The sequence below is a fragment of the Thiofilum flexile DSM 14609 genome (assembly GCF_000380185.1).
GTDB lineage: Bacteria > Pseudomonadota > Gammaproteobacteria > Thiotrichales > Thiotrichaceae > Thiofilum > Thiofilum flexile.
The window spans coordinates 1-19254 of record NZ_KB904767.1 but is presented as its reverse complement, the minus strand read 5'-3'; the positions used below and the strand labels follow the sequence as shown (position 1 = coordinate 19254).

The following is a 19254-nucleotide window of genomic DNA, read 5'->3' as shown; positions in this document are numbered from 1 at the left end:
GAGCGGGTATTTCTGGAGCAGTCTTGGCGGCAGGGATGCCGCCTTGTAGCGTACAAGGACGTATTCACAGCGACTGCGGAAGAAATACCCGCTCACTGTTTGTAGCTGCAGAGCACTTCTAGCAATTGTTTTTTGATCTCTTTTAGAGATTTAAATATCAATAAACATCACTTTTTTAGCTAAAAGCTTTATTCCATACTATCCCGCATTAACATTTCTCATTAGTGGTATGGAGATTTCAATAATGGTTTTGAGTGAGCAGCAGCTTCAGCAAGTGACCAATGCCATAAGCGGCTTATCACCGACACAATTGGCATGGCTAGGCGGTTATTTCAGTGGTTTATCGCAAACCGCTTTAGTCGGACAAGTGACCCAAACGACCCCCGCCGCTAATCTTACTACGGCACTGACTGCAACCGTGTTATACGGCACACAAACTGGCAATAGTAAAAAGGTAGCGACAGAGCTTCAGGCGGCTCTACAAGCTAAAGGGGTGACTGTAACCCTTAGTAATATTAAAGATTACCGCCCGCAAAACCTGAAAAAAGAAACGCGTTTATATGTTGTTGTGAGTACGCAGGGAAATGGTGAGCCGCCGGATGAAGCGCGTGCTTTTTACAAATTCCTACAAGATAAACGTGCGCCTCGTTTAGAGCAGTTAGAGTATTCTGTGCTAGCGTTAGGCGACTCAAGTTATGAAGAATTTTGCCAAGCCGGTGTGTTACTCGATGCACGTTTAGCCGAGTTAGGCGCTAAACCTATTGTGAAGCGCACCGATTGCGATGTGGACTTTGCCGAGCCTGCGAGTTCTTGGCAACAGGCCGTCATTGAGCAATTGCCCGCAGCACCGAGCAATGTCGTTTCTCTACGCCCGAATGCGGTCAGTGCTCAAGTTGCTCAAGCAACCGATAGTTTTTTTGCAGCTGAAGTTTTAAATCGTGTCAGTGTGACTGCCAGCCAGTCTGATAAAGATGTCTATCATATCGAGTTTTCACTAGAAGATTCTGGTTTAAGCTATGCGCCGGGCGATATCTTAGTAGTGAAAACCAAAAATAATCCCGAATTTGTTGCCGAGTTTATTCAAGCGTTGGGTTTGGACAGTTCCGCAACAGTGACGACTAAAACGGGTAACAGTTCTTTTGCAGAGGCACTACAAGAGCGCGAGTTAACCAGCCTGACCCGCAAACAGCTAAAAGCGTATGCAGAGCTGATTGGCAATGAAACATTGGTAGCGGAGCTGGATGCTAAAGCCGATTTTGAATGGCTAACCGATGCCGATTGGATTGATGTGGTAGGACGTTACCCATCGACCCTTAGCGCTCAGCAATGGATTGATTTATTACGAGTATTACAGCCGCGTCAGTATTCGATTGCCTCTAGCCCTAGTGCTCATACGGATGAAGTACATTTATTGATTAAACGCGTGGAGTATACCCACCTCCAACGTTTACACCGTGGTTCTGCCTCTAATGCTTTGGCACAGGTAGAGCTAGGGGACAAAGTCGAGATTCAAGTCAAACCGAATGCTCATTTTAAATTACCCCAAGATCCTAATACTAAGGTCATTATGATCGGTGCAGGGACAGGTGTTGCCCCCTTCCGTAGTTTCTTATTTGAGCGTGAAGCGCAAGGGATTACAGGGAACACTTGGTTATTCTTCGGGGAGCAACGTTTCCGTACTGATTTCCTCTATCAAGTGGAATGGCAAGCCCTATTAAAGTCAGGTGCCTTAGAAAAAATGAGCGTGGCGTTCTCACGCGACCAAACCCAGAAGATCTATGTACAACAGCGCATTACCGAAAATGCATCCGCCGTTTATGAGTGGCTGCAATCCGGTGCTCATATTTATGTATGTGGCGATATGAACAAAATGGCAAAAGATGTCCATCAAGCCTTGGTCCAAGTACTGGTCAGCGCAGGCAAACAGAGTGTGGAAGAAGCCCAGAATACGTTAGAACAATGGATTAGTGACGGGCGTTATCAACGCGATGTTTACTAAGAACAACAAGGAAGACCTGTAACATGACTTTCACCTGTCCAGACCTTAAAGCCTTAAATGAAGAGTTTGCTCGCTATGAGTTAGCCGTAGCACTTCAGGCTTTGCGTCAACGTTTTCAACATAAAATCGCTTTTTCTAGCAGTTTAGGACTAGAAGATCAGGTGATTACCGCAGCGATTTTTAGCCAACACTTAGCGATTGATGTATTTACGTTAGATACCGGACGCCAGTTTCCAGAAAATTATTCGACCTTAGCAGCGACGACTAAACAGTATGGCAAAACGATTCAAGTACTGTATCCCAATACAGAGATGCTAGAGCAGTATGTGTCAACTAAAGGCATTAATGCCTTATATGACTCAGTAGCTAACCGCAAAGAGTGCTGTGCGATTCGTAAAATCGAACCTCTAAATCGCGCCTTACAAGGTGCAGAAGTGTGGATTACCGGCTTACGTGCCGCACAGTCAGCTTATCGTTCAGATATGCAATTATTTGAATGGGATAAAGCTCGGAATTTATTGAAATTTAATCCGCTCCTGCATTGGTCTTTAGCTGATGTGCGCAACTATATCACCGAGCAGGGCGTACCCTATAACCCGCTGCATGATCAAGGTTTTCCTAGTATTGGTTGTCAACCTTGTACCCGCGCTATTGCTGAGGGTGAAGATGAGCGAGCAGGGCGTTGGTGGTGGGAAACCGCTAATCAAGAGTGTGGTTTACATGATGGCACAGCCGCCGTTCCCTTTAAAAAAATTAATTTACTAGGTATTTCATTGGCGGAGACGAAAGCATGACTAAACCGTTAAGTCATTTGGATTGGTTAGAGGCAGAAGCGATTCATATTCTGCGCGAAGTCGCCGGACAGTGTTCTAACCCCGTTTTACTCTTTTCGGGTGGTAAGGATTCTATCTGCCTCTTACGTTTGGCAGAAAAAGCCTTTCGCCCCGGACGTTTTCCTTTTCCACTCTTACATGTGGATACCGGACACAATTATGCTGAAGTGGTTGAGTTTCGAGATCGTAGAGCGGCTGAATTGGGTGAGCGTTTAATTGTGCGCTCAGTAGAAGACTCGATGAAGCGTGGCACTGTGGTACTGAAACACCCCAATGAGTCACGTAATAAGCATCAATCGGTTACTTTACTCGAGGCGATCGAAGAATTTGGTTTTGATGCCTGCATTGGGGGCGCTCGCCGTGATGAAGAGAAAGCCCGTGCTAAAGAACGCATTATGAGCTTCCGTGATGAGTTTGGTCAGTGGGACCCTAAAAATCAGCGTCCTGAATTATGGAGCTTATACAATGCGCGGAGCCATAAAGGTGAAAATATTCGCGCGTTCCCTATCTCCAATTGGACCGAGTTAGATGTGTGGCAATACATTCAACGCGAAGGTTTAGAGCTACCGAGCATTTACTTTGCCCATACGCGTCCGATTGTAATGCGTAAAGGGGCGATGCAGCCTGTGACCGCTGTGACACCAGCTTTAGCAGGTGAAGAGGTAGTGAATTTACAAGTTCGCTTCCGTACCGTAGGCGATATTACCTGTACTGCTCCCGTACTCTCCGATGCGGATACTGTAGATAAAATTATTGCTGAAACTGCGACCACGACGATTACTGAGCGTGGTGCAACCCGTTTAGATGATCAGGCTTCAGAAGCCGCGATGGAACAACGTAAGAAAGAGGGGTATTTCTAATGACTATTCAAACTCACCCAATCGAAGACCACGGTTTATTACGTTTTCTAACCTGTGGCAGTGTGGATGATGGCAAGAGCACTTTAATCGGGCGCTTATTATTTGACTCTAAAGCGATTTTAGCCGATACCCTGACGGCCATTGAAAAGACGTCTTTAAAGCGTGGTATGGAGCAAGTCGATTTATCCTTACTGACCGATGGCTTACAGGCTGAGCGTGAGCAGGGGATTACGATTGATGTAGCGTATCGCTATTTCACAACGGGCATTCGCAAATACATTATTGCTGATGCCCCCGGACATGAGCAATACACGCGTAATATGGTGACGGCCGCCTCGACCGCTGATCTTGCCGTGATTCTAGTCGATGCGCGTAAAGGTGTGATTACTCAAACGCGTCGCCATTCCTATTTGGCACATTTGGTCGGTATCCCCCATTTAGTGGTGGCGGTTAATAAAATGGATTTGGTCAATTACGATCAAAGCGTGTTTGAAAAGATTCGTAGTGAGTATTTAGCTTTTGCCGAGCAATTAGGGATTAAGGATGTGCGTTTCATCCCCTTATCAGCTTTGAAGGGCGATATGGTGGTTGAGCGTGGTGAAAATCTGCCGTGGTATCAAGGGCAGACCTTAATGGAAATTTTAGAGACGGCTACTACCGCACACGATGAGCATGTCGAAGCGTTCCGTTTACCGGTGCAATACGTATGCCGCCCACAAGATTCGACCAATCCCGAATTACACGATTATCGTGGTTTCATGGGACGGGTTGAGTCCGGTTCGATTAAAGTAGGTGAGCGCGTCACGGTATTACCATCTGGTTTAAGCAGTACGGTTAAAGCGATTGAGTTAGGTGGACAATCTTTGCCAGAAGCATTGACTGAACAATCAGTGACCATATTACTCGATGATGAAATTGATATTTCACGCGGTGATATGTTAGTACGTGCGACCGAGTTACCAAATCAAACTAAACAAATTGAAACCACAGTATGCTGGTTATCTGAAACACCTTTAGATAAATCGCGTACTTATTTAATTCGTCATACCACCCGTGAAACGAAAGCTAAAATTGCGAGCATTCCATACCGTGTGGATGTGAATAGTTTAGAGCGTCAAGCGGTGAATGGCTTGAGTATGAATGATATTGCCGTGGTGAATTTTAAATTAGCCCAACCCTTATTTACGGATTCTTATCGGGATAATCGCAGCACCGGAGCTTTCATTGTGATTGATGAAAGTACTAATAATACGGTCGGTGCAGGCATGATTGGGTTGATTGATAGTGCTAATTCAGATCAGAGGGATGCCGCATGACTAAGCCTACACCTAAGACCTTTAATGTCATGGTCGCGAAGCCTTCTGAGGTGGAGCATATTAAAGACAAAAGTCGCTATTTGCGTGGCACTTTAGTGGAAAGTTTCGCCGATCCTATTACCGGAGCAATTGCGGCTGATGATGTGCAACTGATTAAATTTCATGGTGCCTATATTGAGGATGACCGTGATCTACGCTTAGAGCGGCAAGAGCGCAAATTAGAGCCAGCGTATGAGTTTATGATTCGGGTACGGGTTCCGGGGGGCGATTTGAATGCACAGCAGTGGCTAAAGCTCACGGCTATTGCGGATCAATATGCTAATAAAACCTTGCGTATCACGACCCGTCAGGCAATGCAGTTTCATGGTATTTTGAAATTTGACCTGAAAAAATCGATTCAAATGATGGATGAGGCGGTACTAGATAGTATTGCCGCCTGTGGCGATGTGAATCGGAATGTCATGTGTACGCCGGATGCTTCTCTCTCCGCTATTCATGCCCAAGTCTTTCCGTATGCACAGAAGATTAGTGAGCATCTATTACCTCGCACTCGTGCCTATCATGAGATATGGCTCGATCAACCAGAAGGGCGTACTTTGGTTGCAGGTGGTGAGCCAGAAGAGTTAGAGCCTTTATATGGTAAGCATTATCTACCGCGCAAATTTAAAGTAGCTATTGCTATCCCACCCTATAATGATACCGATGTGTATATTAATGACATTGGCTTAGTGGCGATTGCTGAGGGCGAGAAGCTAGTAGGCTTTAATGTTGCAGTAGGGGGCGGTTTAGGAATGACCTTTGGGCGTGAGGATACTTATCCACGCCTCGCCGATACCATTGGTTTTTGCACGCCTGATCAAGTATTAGATGTGTGTTACCAGATTGTATCCATTCAACGCGATTATGGGAATCGCACGGATCGCAAACTCTCGCGCTTTAAATATACGCTTGATCAGTATGGTCTGGAGTGGTTTAAGGCTGAACTCAATCAACGTTTAGGTTGGGATTTAGCAGCGGCTAAGCCAGTGGAATTTATTACCACCGGGGATCAGTTTGGTTGGCGTCAAACCGCAGATGGTCGTTGGCATTTAACACTACGGGTTGAATACGGACGGGTGAAAGATACCGAAGAATATCAACTCAAAACAGCCTTGGCACAATTATCACAATATGCCTTGGATCATGCTTGGACAAATTTCCGTTTACGTTTGAGCGCGAATCAAAATTTAGTGATAGCTAATGTGGAAGAGGCGGATAAGGCAGTGGTTGAGACTTTACTCACTCGCTACCACTATCAACTAGAAGCCCAGCATATTTCTGGTTTACGACGTAATTCGATTGCCTGTGTATCGCTCAATACCTGCCCACAAGCCATGGCGGAAGCAGAGCGCTATATGCCTAGTTTATTGGATAAGTTAGAGCCTACGTTGCGCCAATATGGATTGCTCCAAGAGGATATCAAAATCCGTATGACGGGCTGCCCGAATGGTTGTGGGCGCTCGGTCATGGCAGAAATTGGTTTAATCGGTAAGTCACCGGGGCGGTATAATCTTTATCTAGGCGGTGATTTTCAAGGTGAACGTTTGAATAAGCTGTACCGTGAAAATCTAGATGAAAAAGCGCTTTTGAGTGAGTTAGATCAGTTACTCGGTCGGTATTCGGTGGAGCGTTTATCTGGTGAGCATTTTGGTGATTTTGTCATTAGAGCGGGAATTATCCGGGCTACCTTAGTAGGTCGCGAGTTTCATCAATAAGATAAACCTTGCTTGGTTCCTATGCTTTAGCGAAACTATTCCATAGCACCCCACGGTTAGCTCTTTTGTCTTGTACCTACCTATTTGGAGGCTAGGGTGGGGGTTATAAAAGTTGCAAGATTCCTCAGGAGGGTATATGGGCTGGGAAGCAATGCTAACCCTAGCAGTGGTTGTGGGTGTATTACTCGCTTTAGCTTTGACAACCATTGCTGCCGATTTAATCTTAATGGCAGGCTTAATGACTTTGCTGGTAAGTGGGGTATTGACGCCGGAAGAGGCTTTTGCGGGGTTTAGTAACACAGGTCTAATGACGATTGCAGCCCTTTACGTGGTTGCAGCAGGGTTACGTGAAACGGGAGCCATACAAGGGCTGGCTCGTTGGGTTTTAGGGCAGCCTCACACCGTGCGGGCTGCTCAATGGCGGTTATTATTACCCACCGCTTTCCTCAGTGCTTTCTTAAATAACACCACCGTGGTGGCTATGTTTATGCCCGCCGTACAAGATTGGTGTCAGCGTCTTAAACTTCCACCCTCGAAACTCTTACTACCCCTAAGCTACGCGGCGATTTTAGGGGGTACATGTACCTTGATTGGGACTAGTACTAATCTGGTCGTGAATGGCCTATTACAAAAAACGGGACATGCAGGACTGGGTATGTTTGATATTACCTTGGTAGGTTTTGCCGTGTTCTGTGCAGGAGCCGGTTTTATTTTATTGTGCGGTAATCGACTCTTGCCTAGTAATGCGGGGGTGCTGGAGTCGCCTGAGCAGATTCGTGAGTATCATGTCGAAATGGTGGTGCAAGAAAAGGGTAATTTGGTGGGTAAAACCCTTGCCGCCGCTGGTTTGTCACAACTAGGGTATGGTTATTTGGTTGAGATTGAGCGGGGGAATGAATTAATTCAAAGCCCTGATGTCGATTTTATTTTACAAGCGAATGACCTCTTAGCCTTTGTGGGTGCGCCCCGTTGCGCTCATGAATTGCGTAGTATTGAGGGTTTACAACCCGCCAATGAGGATATTCATAATCTGGGGATTGTGCATTATCGGCGGCGTCTGGTGGAGGCCGTGCTCAGTAGTGAGTTCCCGTTTTTAGGCATGACGATTCAGGAATGTGACTTTTTAGCGAATTATCAGGCCGTTGTATTGTCGGTTTCTCGTGGGGGCACCCACTTGCCTGATAAAGGCTTAAATATGCGTTTGCAAGCGGGTGATACCTTGTTACTAGAGGCGGGTAAGGAGTTTGCTAATCAATATCGTTTTCGCAAAGATTTTCTATTGGTCAGTGCTTTGGATAATTCAAGCCCGCCCAATTTTGCCAAAGCTAAGTTAGCTTTAGGGATTTTAGTGGGCATGGTGTTGCTGAGTGCTTTTGAAATTATCCCGATTTTAGAGGCGGCTTGGGTGGCAGCAGGTGTTATGTTACTAACGCATTGTTTAAATGCAGGCTTAGCACGGCGTTCGATTGATTTTACGGTATTGACGGTGATTGGTGCTTCGTTTGCCCTAGGGGAGGCTATGACTAAGACGGGAGCTGCCCAATGGATCGCAGAGTCTGTCATGGGGATGGGGGTTAATAGTCCGCTAATGGCTATCGTTGTGGTTTATGTCATGACTTCGCTGTTTACCGAGGTCATTACTAATAATGCCGCAGCCGCCTTGATGTTTCCGGTGGCTATTTCCTTGGCTAAACAGTTTGGGGTGGATATTGTACCGTTTGCGATTACTATCATGTTTGCCGCTTCTGCTAGTTTTATGACACCAATTGGTTATCAAACTAATTTAATGGTGTATAGTCCGGGAGGCTATCGGGCGCTGGATTACCTAAGAATGGGTACACCGATGAACATAATTGCGGGTGCAACAGCGATTGTGATGATTGCGGTGGTGTGGCCTTTCTGATGGGAGGGGGCAGTACAGTGTTACGGGTGACCATACAAAGCAGTATGGTCACTAGAATAGGTTAAGCTAATGATGGTTTCTGTTGAGTTGTTTTTGTATCGGCTTGAGATAGCAAAGTTAATTTGCGAGATTGGCTGAGATAATCACTGGCGTTGTTCATGGCTAAGGCATTAAAGATGCGTCGCCAGATTTCAAGAAATGATTTCATACTGATTCCTCCCTATATTTAAAACCGAGCTAATACTAAGTACTCTATGTTGAGTTATTTTTAAGTCGGCGATACGAATTTAACGTGAATTGTTAGAAAAGGGAAGTGATAAATCCTGAATTGCTTATTCAGATTTTGGATAAGGGACGGTTAGATAAGCTGTTTTTTTACCAAAGTGATTACAAAATTATCAATACACTCTCGTACAATAGCTTATTTTAACATCATTGAGAGGGGGGAAACTAGGCTATGCATCCTATTATTATCACCGTTGGGCTGCTGATTTGCAGTAATATCTTTATGACCTTTGCTTGGTATGCCCATTTAAAGGAGCTGAATAATAAATTTTGGGTGATTGCGGCTTTGGTGAGCTGGGGGATTGCCTTGTTTGAGTATTTATTACAAGTACCGGCGAACCGCATTGGCTATACCGTGTTAAGCGTGGGGCAGCTAAAAATTATTCAAGAGGTAATCACCTTGGGGGTATTTGTGCCTTTTTCGGTCTATTACCTTAAAGAGCCACTGAAGCTAGATTACTTATGGGCGGGGCTATGTTTGGTGGGAGCCGTTTACTTTATGTTTAGGAGTAAGTTCGTTTAGGTTGATTAGGGGAGATTTATTCATCTTACATTCTGAATACTTACTAGACACTAAGGGGTGTAGTTATGGAAGGTTAACTGCATACGAGGTGGCCTTTAGTCATGGGCTTAATGGCTAGGGCGTTGGTTAGCGAGTGAGTATAAAAGAGTGGTGCATGATGAAAATGAAGTATACTGTCAGCCTAAAAAATGGTGAGACTTACCATGCAGGGGAAGTGGAGCAAGTTGGGACTTTTTTGGTCTTAAATGATATCCGTGAGTGTTGGCATCGGGAGCTACGCATTCCAACGGGAGAGGTTGCTGAGGTCTATGTTCCTCTAGTGCCTGAACATGTCTCTGATTTAAGCAATCAAGCACGACTTAACCTAGTGCTGAGTGTGGTTTTAATGCTCTTAATTCTAGTTATTATTTTTGCAAGTTAAACAGCATGCTAACCCCCTATTTAGATTGCTATGCTACCGCTAGGAGAGATGTACAAAACCTACTCATCCCCGCATGTTTTGCGCTAAAAATATCATTATGTCGACAATTTTGCTAAAAACCCGCTTAACTATTTCGCTATGGTATACTTTATAGATATTTTGTGCTTGAGTGTTGACACGATAAAAGTTATTAAAATATCCCCTTTTACGGGTCTAAAGCGTAGATTTATGCTGCTTGCATCTTTCAATCTAGCGCTTTTATCCTATAATATTGCGCCTTGACTATTTAAAGAAACATTGCTTAGCAGTTGCTAACTGTTGACACCCTAAAGCACTAGCTCGGAGTAGGATGGATGAGTAATCACCAAGGTCTAGGTTCATTAGACGAAACTTTCTTAGATGGCGAACATGCGCTCTTTTTAGAGCAGATGTACTTGCAATACCAACAAGCGCCCGATTCGCTCTCTCCAGAATGGCGTGAGTACTTTAGTGGTTTAGACCATAGCCTATTAAATACTTCCCGTGCTAGCTCGTTCCAACAATTAGCTGCCGAAGGCCCTCAGGCTCTTGAGCGTCGTAGTATGCAGGTGAGAGTATCACGCTTAATTAATGCCTATCGTAATTTGGGGCACTTTCAAGCGGATACCAACCCCTTAGGTAGTTATGCCTATAAGCAAGAAATGCCGCAGCTAACTTTAGAGCATCATCAATTAACCGATGTCGATGGTAATACGGTATTTGATCCAGGTTCCTTTAATATTGCCGCGACTCCAACGCTTACTAATATTGTGAATGCATTAAAAGAAACCTACGTGCGTAGTATTGGTTTTGAGTATATGCATATTATGGATGAGGAGGAAAAGCGCTGGCTGCAAAAACGCATTGAGTTAAGTCTAGGGCGTGCGACTCTCACAAATGATGATCGTAAGACCTTATTGCGCCATGTCACTGCCGCCGAGATGTTTGAGCAATATTTACATCGTCGTTATGTAGGGCAAAAGCGTTTCGGTTTAGAGGGTGGCGAAAGCTTAATCCCGATGCTGAAAAAAATTGTACAAAAAGTCGGTGAGTTTGGTGCTAAAGAAGTCGTCTTTGGTATGGCGCATCGGGGGCGCTTGAATGTACTCATTAATGTGATGTGCAAACCTTCCGGTGAGCTATTTGCTGAGTTTGAGGGTAAGGTTGAAGATCCTAATTTCACAGGCGATGTGAAATATCACAAAGGTTACTCCTCTGATGTACAGACTCCGGGTGGGTCGGTACATATGGCCTTAGCCTTTAATCCCTCGCATCTAGAAATTGTTAGCCCAGTAGTTGAAGGCTCGGTGCGGGCGCGTCAAGATCGACGGGGCGATAAGACAGGTACTGAAGTGTTAGGGATTGTAATCCATGGCGATGCGGCCTTTGCAGGACAGGGCGTGGTCATGGAAACCTTCAATATGGCACAAACCCGTGGCTATCGTACCCACGGCACTATTCATATTGTGGTGAATAACCAAATTGGTTTTACCACTAGCACCGTTGCCGATAGTCGCTCTACTTATTATCCGACCGACGTCGCCAAAATGATCAATATTCCCATTTTCCATGTGAATGGGGATGATCCAGAGGCGGTGGTTTATGTGGCTCAATTAGCGGCTGAATATCGTGATCGCTTCCGTAAGGATGTGGTCATTGATTTAGTCTGTTATCGTCGTTTAGGTCATAATGAGGCAGATGAGCCAGCAATGACTCAACCCGTGATGTATGACATTATCCGTAACCTTGCGACCACTCGTACTCAATATGCGAATAAATTAGTAGCCGCAGGGGTGCTGACTCAGGATGAAGCCGATAATATGGTGAAAGCCTATCGGACTCACTTGGAGAACGGTGATGTAGTCTGCGAAAACTATCATCAGACAGGCTTACCCCCTGCATTACAAACGCATTGGAAAATTTACTTAGAAGGTAAGTGGCGTGATGAGGCAAAAACTACTTATCCAGCCGAGCGTATTAGCGCTATTTCCGAGGGATGGTTGAAAAATCTTCCTGCTGATTTTATGGTTCATCCACGGGTATTAAAAGTATTTGAAGCGCGTGCTGAAATGGGACGGGGCGAGAAACCAGCCGATTGGGGCTTTGGTGAGACGCTAGCTTATGCGACTTTGGTGGATCAAGGTATTAATGTCCGTCTATCTGGTCAAGACTGTGGTCGTGGTACTTTCTCCCATCGTCATGCTGTGCTACATAATCAAAAGCAACGTCAGCAATGGGTGCCTATCAAACATACCGCACAGACACAAGGTGAGTTTACGGTGATTGACTCGGTACTATCTGAGGAAGCCGTATTGGCCTTTGAGTATGGTTATTCTACAGCGGAGCCTAGTGCCTTAGTCATTTGGGAAGCACAATTCGGTGACTTCGTGAATGGCGCTCAAGTGGTGATTGACCAATTCATTAGCTCAGGCGAGCAGAAGTGGAATCGTCTCTGTGGTCTGGTAATGTTTTTACCGCATGGTTTTGAAGGTCAAGGCCCTGAACACTCCTCTGCCCGTTTAGAGCGCTTTGTACAGTTATGTGCTCAAGGCAATATGCAGATTATAGTGCCATCGACTCCTGCACAAACTTTCCATATGATTCGCCGCCAAGTGTTACGTAATTATCGTAAACCTTTGATTGTATTCACACCAAAAAGCTTACTGCGTCATCCATTAGCGGTGAGTGAGCTGAAGGATTTCACTGAAGGGCATTTCCACTTAGTGATTGATGATGTGGATGCAGTGACACCAGAGGCTAAAGCAAAAGTTGAGCGCGTGGTCATGTGTAGCGGTAAGGTTTACTACGATCTATTAGAAGAGCGTCGTAAACAAAACTTGGAGCAGGTGGCGATTGTCCGTATTGAGCAACTGTATCCATTCCCTGCACCAGAACTGAATCAGATTGTACGTCAGTACGCTAATATGAAAACCGTATTATGGTGCCAAGAAGAGCCAGTGAATCAAGGTGCTTGGGATGGTATTCGTCACCGCTTTGAGGTGTTTGATGCAGCAGAAATCACTTGCGTCAGCCGCCCCTCGTCAGCAGCTCCAGCGGTAGGTTCGCTCTATGTCCATCAAAGACAACAACGCGCTTTAGTCGCAGAAGCTCTAGGCTTAGCGGCTCCAGAGTAAGCGTTAGACTTTAATGAAATAATGCTGGCAAAGCCCGATTTAATATCGGGCTTTGTTGTTTTTACCTAGGCTCTTCACTTGCAACCGCACCCCAAAGCCTTTCAACTGTGGCATCACGGTTACAATTCCAACGGTAATAGTTATAACGTATAGGATTTTTTTTGTAGTAATCCTGATGGTAATTTTCGGCTAAATAAAACGGTTTGGCGGGCAGTATTGAGGTGACTATTGGAGCTGTGAAAGGTTTACTCGCATTAAGCTCTTTGAGTGAGGCGTCAAAAACCAGTTTTTGGCGTTGGGATTGATAAAATAGCGCAGTGCGATAAGGTTTGCCCTTATCACAAAATTGCCCTCTAGCATTAGTAGGATCAATCGTATGCCAGTAGTAATCCACTAATTCTTTTAAGCTAACCTTGCTATCATCAAAAGTAATACGAATCGCTTCAAAATGTCCGGTATCGGTATACGAAACTTGTTTATAGGTAGGGTTTGGGACGTGACCGCCGGTATAACCGGATACCACATCAAGCACCCCTTTTTTACCCTCGAAATCCGCTTCTGCACACCAAAAACATCCCCCTGCTACCATAAGCGTCTCAGTTTTAGCCTGTGCTAAAGTATGAAAGCTTAAGAAAATTACACTGCTGGCTAAGAGCGCTGTTTTAACAAGTGACATCACATCCCCCTATAGAAATAAATGATAAGCACTTAGACTCAGTGAATGCCATCTGGTTCCACATGGACAGTAACATCGGAATGAGGAAGTAATTCCTCGACTAAATGCTCAATTTCTTCGGTGAGAGCATGGCTTTCCTGCACCGTCATTTGTCCGGGGACGGTCACATGCATATCGACAAACCAACGCCCTCCAGAGGAACGAATGCGTAAAGCATGAGCATTAGTAATACCTTGGAGTTGACTAACTGCGGTGATAATTTGCCCTTGAATCCCATTTTGCGGGGCAGTATCAATTAATTCATGTACTGCTTTTAGCCCCAATTCACCACTCACAAATAAAATAATCAGTGCCACAATAATCGCGGCGATAGCATCGGCTTTTTCCAGCCAAATAATATTGAAAGCACTACTAGCCCAGACTAAACCCAAACCTAAAAGCACTACCATAGAAGACCAAATATCAATACTAAAGTGTAATGCATCGGCCTCTAGTGCTTGAGATTTATGTTTTTCGGCAGCCTTTTTGAGCATTCTAGAGCGTGAATAGTCCACGACAATTGAAATACCCATCACAATAAACGCCCAGATCGAGAGTTCTAAATGGGTGCCGGGGTGTATTAGCCGATCAAAAGCCTCATAAATAATCCAGCCTGCCGTTAAAATAAGAATCAGGCTTTGGATGAGAGCAGAAATATTTTCTAATTTTCCATGCCCAAAGGGGTGTTTTTTATCGGCTGGCTTATCCGATACCCGCACAGTGAAATAGGTAATTAAGGCCGCCATGAGGTCTAAAGCGGAGTGTGCGGCTTCGGCTAAAATACCGAGTGAATTCGTCAGTAAACCCACGATAAATTTTAGGGTAGTTAAGCCTAAAGCGGCTAGGACGGAGGTCGCTGCAACAAGGGATTTTTCTTGGCTAGCAGCACTAGAGTGTGAGTGTGGCATAGTCATTTACAATTAGCGAAATAACATATACTAGCCGCGCTCTGCGGGGGATGCTATGGATTTTCAGCTAGCCGTTTGCACCCTCCCACACTTAGCCTCATAATACGCCCCCTTTGTCAGTGTAATGGATTGAAAGTTTTCATGGGTCATCGTTCGCGTCGTCAACCAGCACGGGTTGATCATCTTCCGCCAGTGGAGTTAACCATTGAGTCAATGACTTTAGAGGGAAAAGGAGTTGCCCACTTAGAGGGAAAGGTCATATTTGTGGAAGGAGCACTCCCCACGGAAACGGTTAAAGCCCGTTATACCCTACAAAAAAAGAGCTTTGATGAGGCCGTGACGGTCGAGGTGTTAACTCCCTCGGATGAGCGTGTTACCCCCAAATGTATGCACTATAGCGTATGCGGAGGCTGTTCTTGGCAGCATTTAGCGCCAGAGGCTCAGATTCGTTATAAGCAACAAGCACTCTTAGATCAATTAAAGCATGTGGGCAAGGTCGAACCGGACACCGTGCTGGAGCCGCTACGGGGAGATATTTGGGGTTATCGGCGCAAAGCCCGTTTGGGGGTGCGCTATGTACCTAAAAAAGGCAAGGTATTAGTCGGGTTTCGGGAGCGTGAGGGTTCCTTTTTAGCCGATTTAACTCGCTGTGAAGTACTACATCCAAGTGTGGGCGAGCATTTAGTCGATTTGCAGCAGTTAATGAGTAGCATGTCGCAAAAAGAACGTATTCCACAGATTGAGGTGGCGGTCGGTGATAATGCAACCGCGCTGATTGTGCGCCATCTAGAGCCATTAACCGCGCAAGACATAGAGCTATTACGTGCCTATGGCGAGCGCATGAATCAGCAAATTTATTTGCAACCTAAAGGCCCCGATACCGTGCATTGCATTTGGCCTACTACACCAACTCTATATTATGAGCATCCGCAGTTTAATACCCGTGTAGAGTTTGGGCCGCAGGATTTCTTTCAGATCAATCAGTCGATTAATCGTCTCATGGTCAAACGGGCTGTAGAACTATTAGACCCTCAAGCGAATGAAACGGTACTCGACTTATTCTGTGGTTTGGGAAATTTCACGTTGCCTTTAGCACAGCAGGCCATGCAAGTCACAGGTGTGGAAGGCGATGCGGTAATGGTGAAGCGGGCGAAACATTCCGCAGAACTCAATGACATTCATAATACGGATTACCATGCTTGTAATCTGATGGATGATGATGCTTTAAAACAGCAAGCTTGGTTAAAACGCCACTATGACAAGATTTTACTAGATCCCCCCCGTGCAGGTGCGATTGAGATCATGCCGTATATCGGACGTTTAAAAGCCAAACGCATTGTCTATGTGTCTTGTAATCCCGCAACACTTGCAAGGGATGCCCATGAACTAGTAAATACGCATGGTTACCGGCTAACAAGTGCCGGAGTCATGGATATGTTCCCACATACTTCCCATGTGGAATCTATTGCTGTTTTTGATAAATAATAATGAGTTAGGATTTGATACTAATGAAACAACCTTTAAAGGTGCGCCTGTTATTTGCCTTATTAATGTCCTTTTCGATGGCGCTACTGATGACCTTTATCATTGTGGCGCTTAATACTGGCTTTTCGAATGGCTTTTTATTGCGTTGGGGAACAAGCTTTATTACTGCATTCCCCATTGCCTTTGGAGCCGTATTAGTAATAGCCCCTCAAGTACAAAAGTTAGTACTCCGTCTGACATAAACTAATAGGGCTAATAGAACTAATACTAACCATTCAACGCTACCGCCACCGCCTGAAGACGTAGTCGTGGTGGTGGCTACGGCGGGGGTAGAGGGAGTTGGGATTGTGGGTGTTACAGACTCGGTAGAGGGGGTTGATTGAGTCGGGGTGTTGGGTGTTGGCATAGCAGGTGTTGGAGTGGTAGTCACAGACTCAGTAGGTGTCACTGGAGTAGGAGCAGCCTTAATCGTTACGGTAATGGTTGTACTTGCACTTAAACCCACATCATCGGTGACAGTGAGTTTAAAGACTAAGCTTTGAGGCTGGCTCGGTGCGGTAAAAGTAGCTTTGGCTTGAGTGTTGTTGCTGAGTTTTACTGTTTCGCCTTGCACTTGTTCCCAGCGATAGGCTAAGCCTTGAGTATTGTAACTATCATCACTGCTAGCCGAAGCATCTAAAGTCGCGGTTTGTTTAACGATAGTTGCAGCAGCCTTGCCTACCGCAACAGGTGGGGTGCTGACCGCATTCACCGCATTAAAAGCATCTAATAATCCCGCCCCACATTGTCCAGCACATAATGTTTGAGTTCCGCTACTAAAGGTACGAGTGCTTTGTTTTAGTTTACTTTCAATTAGAGCAGGAACAGAGTCTGTCGCTACTTTTCCATTAGTCAGATTAGGGTTAGCCGCTAACATTAAAGCACTCACACCAGTCACTAGTGCGGTAGACATACTAGTACCAGTCATAGAGCTATAGGTGGCACTTAAGGGGGCATCATAGCCCGTGTTATAGGTAGATAGGATATCAACTCCGGGAGCCAGCAAATCCACCGCGCTACCCCGATTACTAAAGCTTGCCATTTGCCCGGCATAATCCGCAGCACCTACTACAATCACATGCTCACAGTTCGCAGGCATTTGTTGGCTGACCGAAATCGCGGCATTACCGGCGGCGACCACGACCACGACCCCTTTACGGTTAGCACTATCGAGGGCGGTTTGTAGGGTAGGTGAGCAAATAGCACTACGTCCACCAAGGCTTAAATTTAAAATCCGTGCGGGGTGTTGATTGATAGGGGTATTGAGTACAGGCTCACCAATCGCCCAATAGATAGCATCAATTAGATCCGAGGTATAACCCCCATTAGCGCCCATAATCCGTGCATTGAGTAGGGTGCTATTAGGGCTAACACCAGAAATACCTTGTTCGTTTTGCCGTGCGGCGATGAGTCCAGCCACATGGGTGCCATGCCATTCGGTAGTATCTAGCGTACCTTGATCGGTAGGGTCGCTATCGCGGGCATCATTATCACGCGCCACGTTGGCATTACTAATAAAATCATAGCCAGAGAGAGCAGCACTGTGTCCTACAAGGTTAGCATTAAGATCAGGATGCTCGGTAATCCCAGTATCAAGCACGCCAATGACAAGCGATGAGTCGCCTTGGGTAATAGACCATGCGGCTTCTGCATTAATAGCACTGAGATAGTTAGCTTTAGGGGCAAATAAATAGGATTGTTGAGTATAAAAAGGGTCTTGTGGTTGTAATAAATTGGGGTGCAGAGGGATATCGGGTTCAACACTGACCACACCCGGCAAAGTCGCTAGGGTATCTGCGTAAACTTGGGCGGCTTCAAGGGTCATGTTTTGTCTAGCGACTAAGACATCTGCTCCGGTAGCAAGGGTACGAGTATGTTTTAGGTCTAGACCCGTTAGATCTTCCGCTGCTTGGGTCATGAGATTTTGATGGGCTAGTTGATTAGAAGCACTCATAGCCCCAATAGTAGGTTCGTAATTAATAATAAAACGATCTGTTGTTATGAACTCCTCTGTGTATCCTAAACTAGGTAAGACTAATCCAGCACAGAGTAAAGCAGTACGCCATCCATTGAGCATTAACATAATAAGCAAACCCATAAATTGATAAGGGTTAAATTACGGATTTAGCCTATGAAACCCAATGAGTGCAGGTATAAGGTGTTATAAGGTTAAGATTAATACCCTTAATGGATTTAAGCCGGGGATGAGCGGTAGTGAATTATTTTACTAGGTTCTGTTGACATTTACCGAGTCCAGATTAAAACAGCGACAAAATGAAGAAATGCCCTAAAGTTTTGAGCCTTCTTGTCAAACCGCGAAAAGACTCGTCGATAGTGCTTGATCTTACCAAAAAAGCACTCAATTAAGTGGCGCTCCTGATACCTCACCTTGTCATAGGTGCGGGGTTCCCGCGCATTAGAGCGTGAGGGAATCAGGGCTTCTATCTGATGCTCGTGAAGATAATCGATAAAATCTTGTGAATCATAGGCCTTATCCGCCAACAGGGCTTGAAGCGCTATTGAACCGACTAACGTCTTAGCCGGTGTAATATCCGCCGTTTGACCGGGTGTTAAGATAAAGCGTAAGGGATAACCTAATGCATCGGTTAACACATGGATTTTACAACTAAAGCCGCCAACCGAGCGCCCTAGAGCTTCGGCCTCGGCACTACTTTTTTTGCCCCTGCTGCACACGCATGGGCGCGTACCACCGTGCTGTCAATGCAGCCTTCTTGTAGATCTGGTTCGACCTGAACCGCTTGAAAGAGAGCCTCCCATACCCCTAAGGCCGCCCAGCGGTTATAACGCTTAAACACGCTATTCCAGTGACCGTACTCTGGTGGTAAGCTACGCCATTGACTACCTGATCGTAGAATCCACAACACCGCATTCAAAAACAAGCGACAGTGATCAGGGCGTCCGACATAGACACGTGGGTGGTCTTGGAGGACTTGATGAAGTACTTCCCATTGCTCATCGGTCAAAACGTAACGACTCATCTTAACTAACTGAAATTCAGTGCTTTTAGCAAATGATCGTTATAAATGTCAACAGAACCTAG

The 19254-nt window shown here is 45.5% G+C and carries 15 protein-coding genes and 1 pseudogene; 11 read left to right on the top strand and 5 right to left on the bottom strand.

Annotated features, from left to right (window positions below; translation table 11 throughout):
• Positions 1-244 precede the first annotated feature (244 nt).
• The 6 genes from A3IK_RS0109460 to A3IK_RS0109435 all read left to right on the top strand — a co-directional run bounded on the left by A3IK_RS0109460 (position 245) and on the right by A3IK_RS0109435 (position 8665).
• Positions 245-1999: an assimilatory sulfite reductase (NADPH) flavoprotein subunit gene (locus A3IK_RS0109460; RefSeq protein WP_020559746.1), complete on the top strand. Its 1755-nt coding sequence runs from the start codon at positions 245-247 to the stop codon at positions 1997-1999.
• A gap of 23 nt (positions 2000-2022) precedes the next feature.
• Positions 2023-2793 (top strand): phosphoadenylyl-sulfate reductase, encoded by a 771-nt coding sequence (locus A3IK_RS0109455; protein ID WP_020559745.1) that lies wholly within the window; start codon positions 2023-2025, stop codon positions 2791-2793.
• Positions 2790-3692 (top strand): sulfate adenylyltransferase subunit CysD, encoded by a 903-nt coding sequence (cysD, locus tag A3IK_RS0109450; RefSeq protein ID WP_020559744.1) that lies wholly within the window; start codon positions 2790-2792, stop codon positions 3690-3692. Before A3IK_RS0109455 ends, cysD begins: the two co-directional genes overlap by 4 nt.
• Positions 3692-5008: a sulfate adenylyltransferase subunit CysN gene (cysN, locus tag A3IK_RS0109445; RefSeq protein WP_020559743.1), complete on the top strand. Its 1317-nt coding sequence runs from the start codon at positions 3692-3694 to the stop codon at positions 5006-5008. The genes cysD and cysN overlap by 1 nt, the downstream gene beginning before the upstream one ends.
• Positions 5005-6762 (top strand): assimilatory sulfite reductase (NADPH) hemoprotein subunit, encoded by a 1758-nt coding sequence (gene cysI / locus A3IK_RS0109440; protein ID WP_020559742.1) that lies wholly within the window; start codon positions 5005-5007, stop codon positions 6760-6762. Before cysN ends, cysI begins: the two co-directional genes overlap by 4 nt.
• A 136-nt stretch (positions 6763-6898) precedes the next feature.
• Positions 6899-8665: an SLC13 family permease gene (locus tag A3IK_RS0109435; RefSeq protein WP_020559741.1), complete on the top strand. Its 1767-nt coding sequence runs from the start codon at positions 6899-6901 to the stop codon at positions 8663-8665.
• 61 nt (positions 8666-8726) lie between these two features.
• Here A3IK_RS0109435 and A3IK_RS21315 read toward each other — a convergent pair whose 3' ends face one another.
• Positions 8727-8873 (bottom strand): hypothetical protein, encoded by a 147-nt coding sequence (locus A3IK_RS21315; RefSeq protein WP_162596633.1) that lies wholly within the window; start codon positions 8871-8873, stop codon positions 8727-8729.
• Between the two features lie 249 nt (positions 8874-9122).
• Between A3IK_RS21315 and A3IK_RS0109430 the strand changes: the two genes are divergently transcribed.
• From A3IK_RS0109430 to A3IK_RS0109420, 3 genes are all read left to right on the top strand, one after another.
• Complete coding sequence (locus A3IK_RS0109430; protein ID WP_020559740.1) at positions 9123-9473, top strand: DMT family protein; 351 nt, start codon at positions 9123-9125, stop codon at positions 9471-9473.
• Between the two features lie 154 nt (positions 9474-9627).
• Positions 9628-9894, top strand: coding sequence for a hypothetical protein (locus A3IK_RS0109425; protein WP_020559739.1), 267 nt, complete (start codon positions 9628-9630; stop codon positions 9892-9894).
• Between the two features lie 353 nt (positions 9895-10247).
• Positions 10248-13046: a 2-oxoglutarate dehydrogenase E1 component gene (locus tag A3IK_RS0109420; RefSeq protein WP_020559738.1), complete on the top strand. Its 2799-nt coding sequence runs from the start codon at positions 10248-10250 to the stop codon at positions 13044-13046.
• 61 nt (positions 13047-13107) lie between these two features.
• On the opposite strand, the gene msrA is transcribed toward A3IK_RS0109420, so the two are convergent.
• Together msrA and A3IK_RS0109410 are read right to left on the bottom strand one after the other, a co-directional pair.
• Positions 13108-13722, bottom strand: a complete 615-nt coding sequence (gene msrA, locus A3IK_RS0109415; RefSeq protein ID WP_020559737.1) for a peptide-methionine (S)-S-oxide reductase MsrA — start codon at positions 13720-13722, stop codon at positions 13108-13110.
• A 38-nt stretch (positions 13723-13760) separates the two neighbouring features.
• Complete coding sequence (locus tag A3IK_RS0109410; protein ID WP_110690399.1) at positions 13761-14669, bottom strand: cation diffusion facilitator family transporter; 909 nt, start codon at positions 14667-14669, stop codon at positions 13761-13763.
• Between the two features lie 141 nt (positions 14670-14810).
• Between A3IK_RS0109410 and rlmD the strand changes: the two genes are divergently transcribed.
• Positions 14811-16154, top strand: a complete 1344-nt coding sequence (gene rlmD / locus A3IK_RS0109405; RefSeq protein WP_020559735.1) for a 23S rRNA (uracil(1939)-C(5))-methyltransferase RlmD — start codon at positions 14811-14813, stop codon at positions 16152-16154.
• A 23-nt stretch (positions 16155-16177) separates the two neighbouring features.
• Positions 16178-16396, top strand: a complete 219-nt coding sequence (locus tag A3IK_RS0109400; protein ID WP_020559734.1) for a DUF2798 domain-containing protein — start codon at positions 16178-16180, stop codon at positions 16394-16396.
• Here the strand turns inward: A3IK_RS0109400 and A3IK_RS19045 are convergent.
• Together A3IK_RS19045 and A3IK_RS21890 are read right to left on the bottom strand one after the other, a co-directional pair.
• On the bottom strand, positions 16363-18276 hold the full coding sequence (locus tag A3IK_RS19045) for a S8 family serine peptidase (protein WP_020559733.1): 1914 nt from the start codon (positions 18274-18276) through the stop codon (positions 16363-16365). The two genes, A3IK_RS0109400 and A3IK_RS19045, sit on opposite strands and share 34 nt — an antisense overlap.
• Before the next feature lie 161 nt (positions 18277-18437).
• Positions 18438-19165, bottom strand: a pseudogene (locus A3IK_RS21890) (IS5 family transposase); the annotation flags it as partial.
• Between the last annotated feature and the right edge of the window lie 89 nt (positions 19166-19254).

What these genes read in the sequence shown, in the direction of transcription:
- A3IK_RS0109435 (WP_020559741.1), top strand. Translation starts at nt 6,899, where the DNA reads ATGGGCTGGGAAGCAATGCTAACCCTAGCAGTGGTTGTGGGTGTATTA.
- A3IK_RS0109400 (WP_020559734.1), top strand. Translation starts at nt 16,178, where the DNA reads ATGAAACAACCTTTAAAGGTGCGCCTGTTATTTGCCTTATTAATGTCC.
- A3IK_RS0109410 (WP_110690399.1), bottom strand. Translation starts at nt 14,669, where the DNA reads ATGCCACACTCACACTCTAGTGCTGCTAGCCAAGAAAAATCCCTTGTT.
- rlmD (WP_020559735.1), top strand. Translation starts at nt 14,811, where the DNA reads ATGGGTCATCGTTCGCGTCGTCAACCAGCACGGGTTGATCATCTTCCG.
- A3IK_RS19045 (WP_020559733.1), bottom strand. Translation starts at nt 18,276, where the DNA reads ATGTTAATGCTCAATGGATGGCGTACTGCTTTACTCTGTGCTGGATTA.
- A3IK_RS21315 (WP_162596633.1), bottom strand. Translation starts at nt 8,873, where the DNA reads ATGAAATCATTTCTTGAAATCTGGCGACGCATCTTTAATGCCTTAGCC.
- A3IK_RS0109460 (WP_020559746.1), top strand. Translation starts at nt 245, where the DNA reads ATGGTTTTGAGTGAGCAGCAGCTTCAGCAAGTGACCAATGCCATAAGC.
- msrA (WP_020559737.1), bottom strand. Translation starts at nt 13,722, where the DNA reads ATGTCACTTGTTAAAACAGCGCTCTTAGCCAGCAGTGTAATTTTCTTA.
- cysN (WP_020559743.1), top strand. Translation starts at nt 3,692, where the DNA reads ATGACTATTCAAACTCACCCAATCGAAGACCACGGTTTATTACGTTTT.
- cysD (WP_020559744.1), top strand. Translation starts at nt 2,790, where the DNA reads ATGACTAAACCGTTAAGTCATTTGGATTGGTTAGAGGCAGAAGCGATT.
- cysI (WP_020559742.1), top strand. Translation starts at nt 5,005, where the DNA reads ATGACTAAGCCTACACCTAAGACCTTTAATGTCATGGTCGCGAAGCCT.
- A3IK_RS0109430 (WP_020559740.1), top strand. Translation starts at nt 9,123, where the DNA reads ATGCATCCTATTATTATCACCGTTGGGCTGCTGATTTGCAGTAATATC.
- A3IK_RS0109455 (WP_020559745.1), top strand. Translation starts at nt 2,023, where the DNA reads ATGACTTTCACCTGTCCAGACCTTAAAGCCTTAAATGAAGAGTTTGCT.
- A3IK_RS0109420 (WP_020559738.1), top strand. Translation starts at nt 10,248, where the DNA reads ATGAGTAATCACCAAGGTCTAGGTTCATTAGACGAAACTTTCTTAGAT.
- A3IK_RS0109425 (WP_020559739.1), top strand. Translation starts at nt 9,628, where the DNA reads ATGATGAAAATGAAGTATACTGTCAGCCTAAAAAATGGTGAGACTTAC.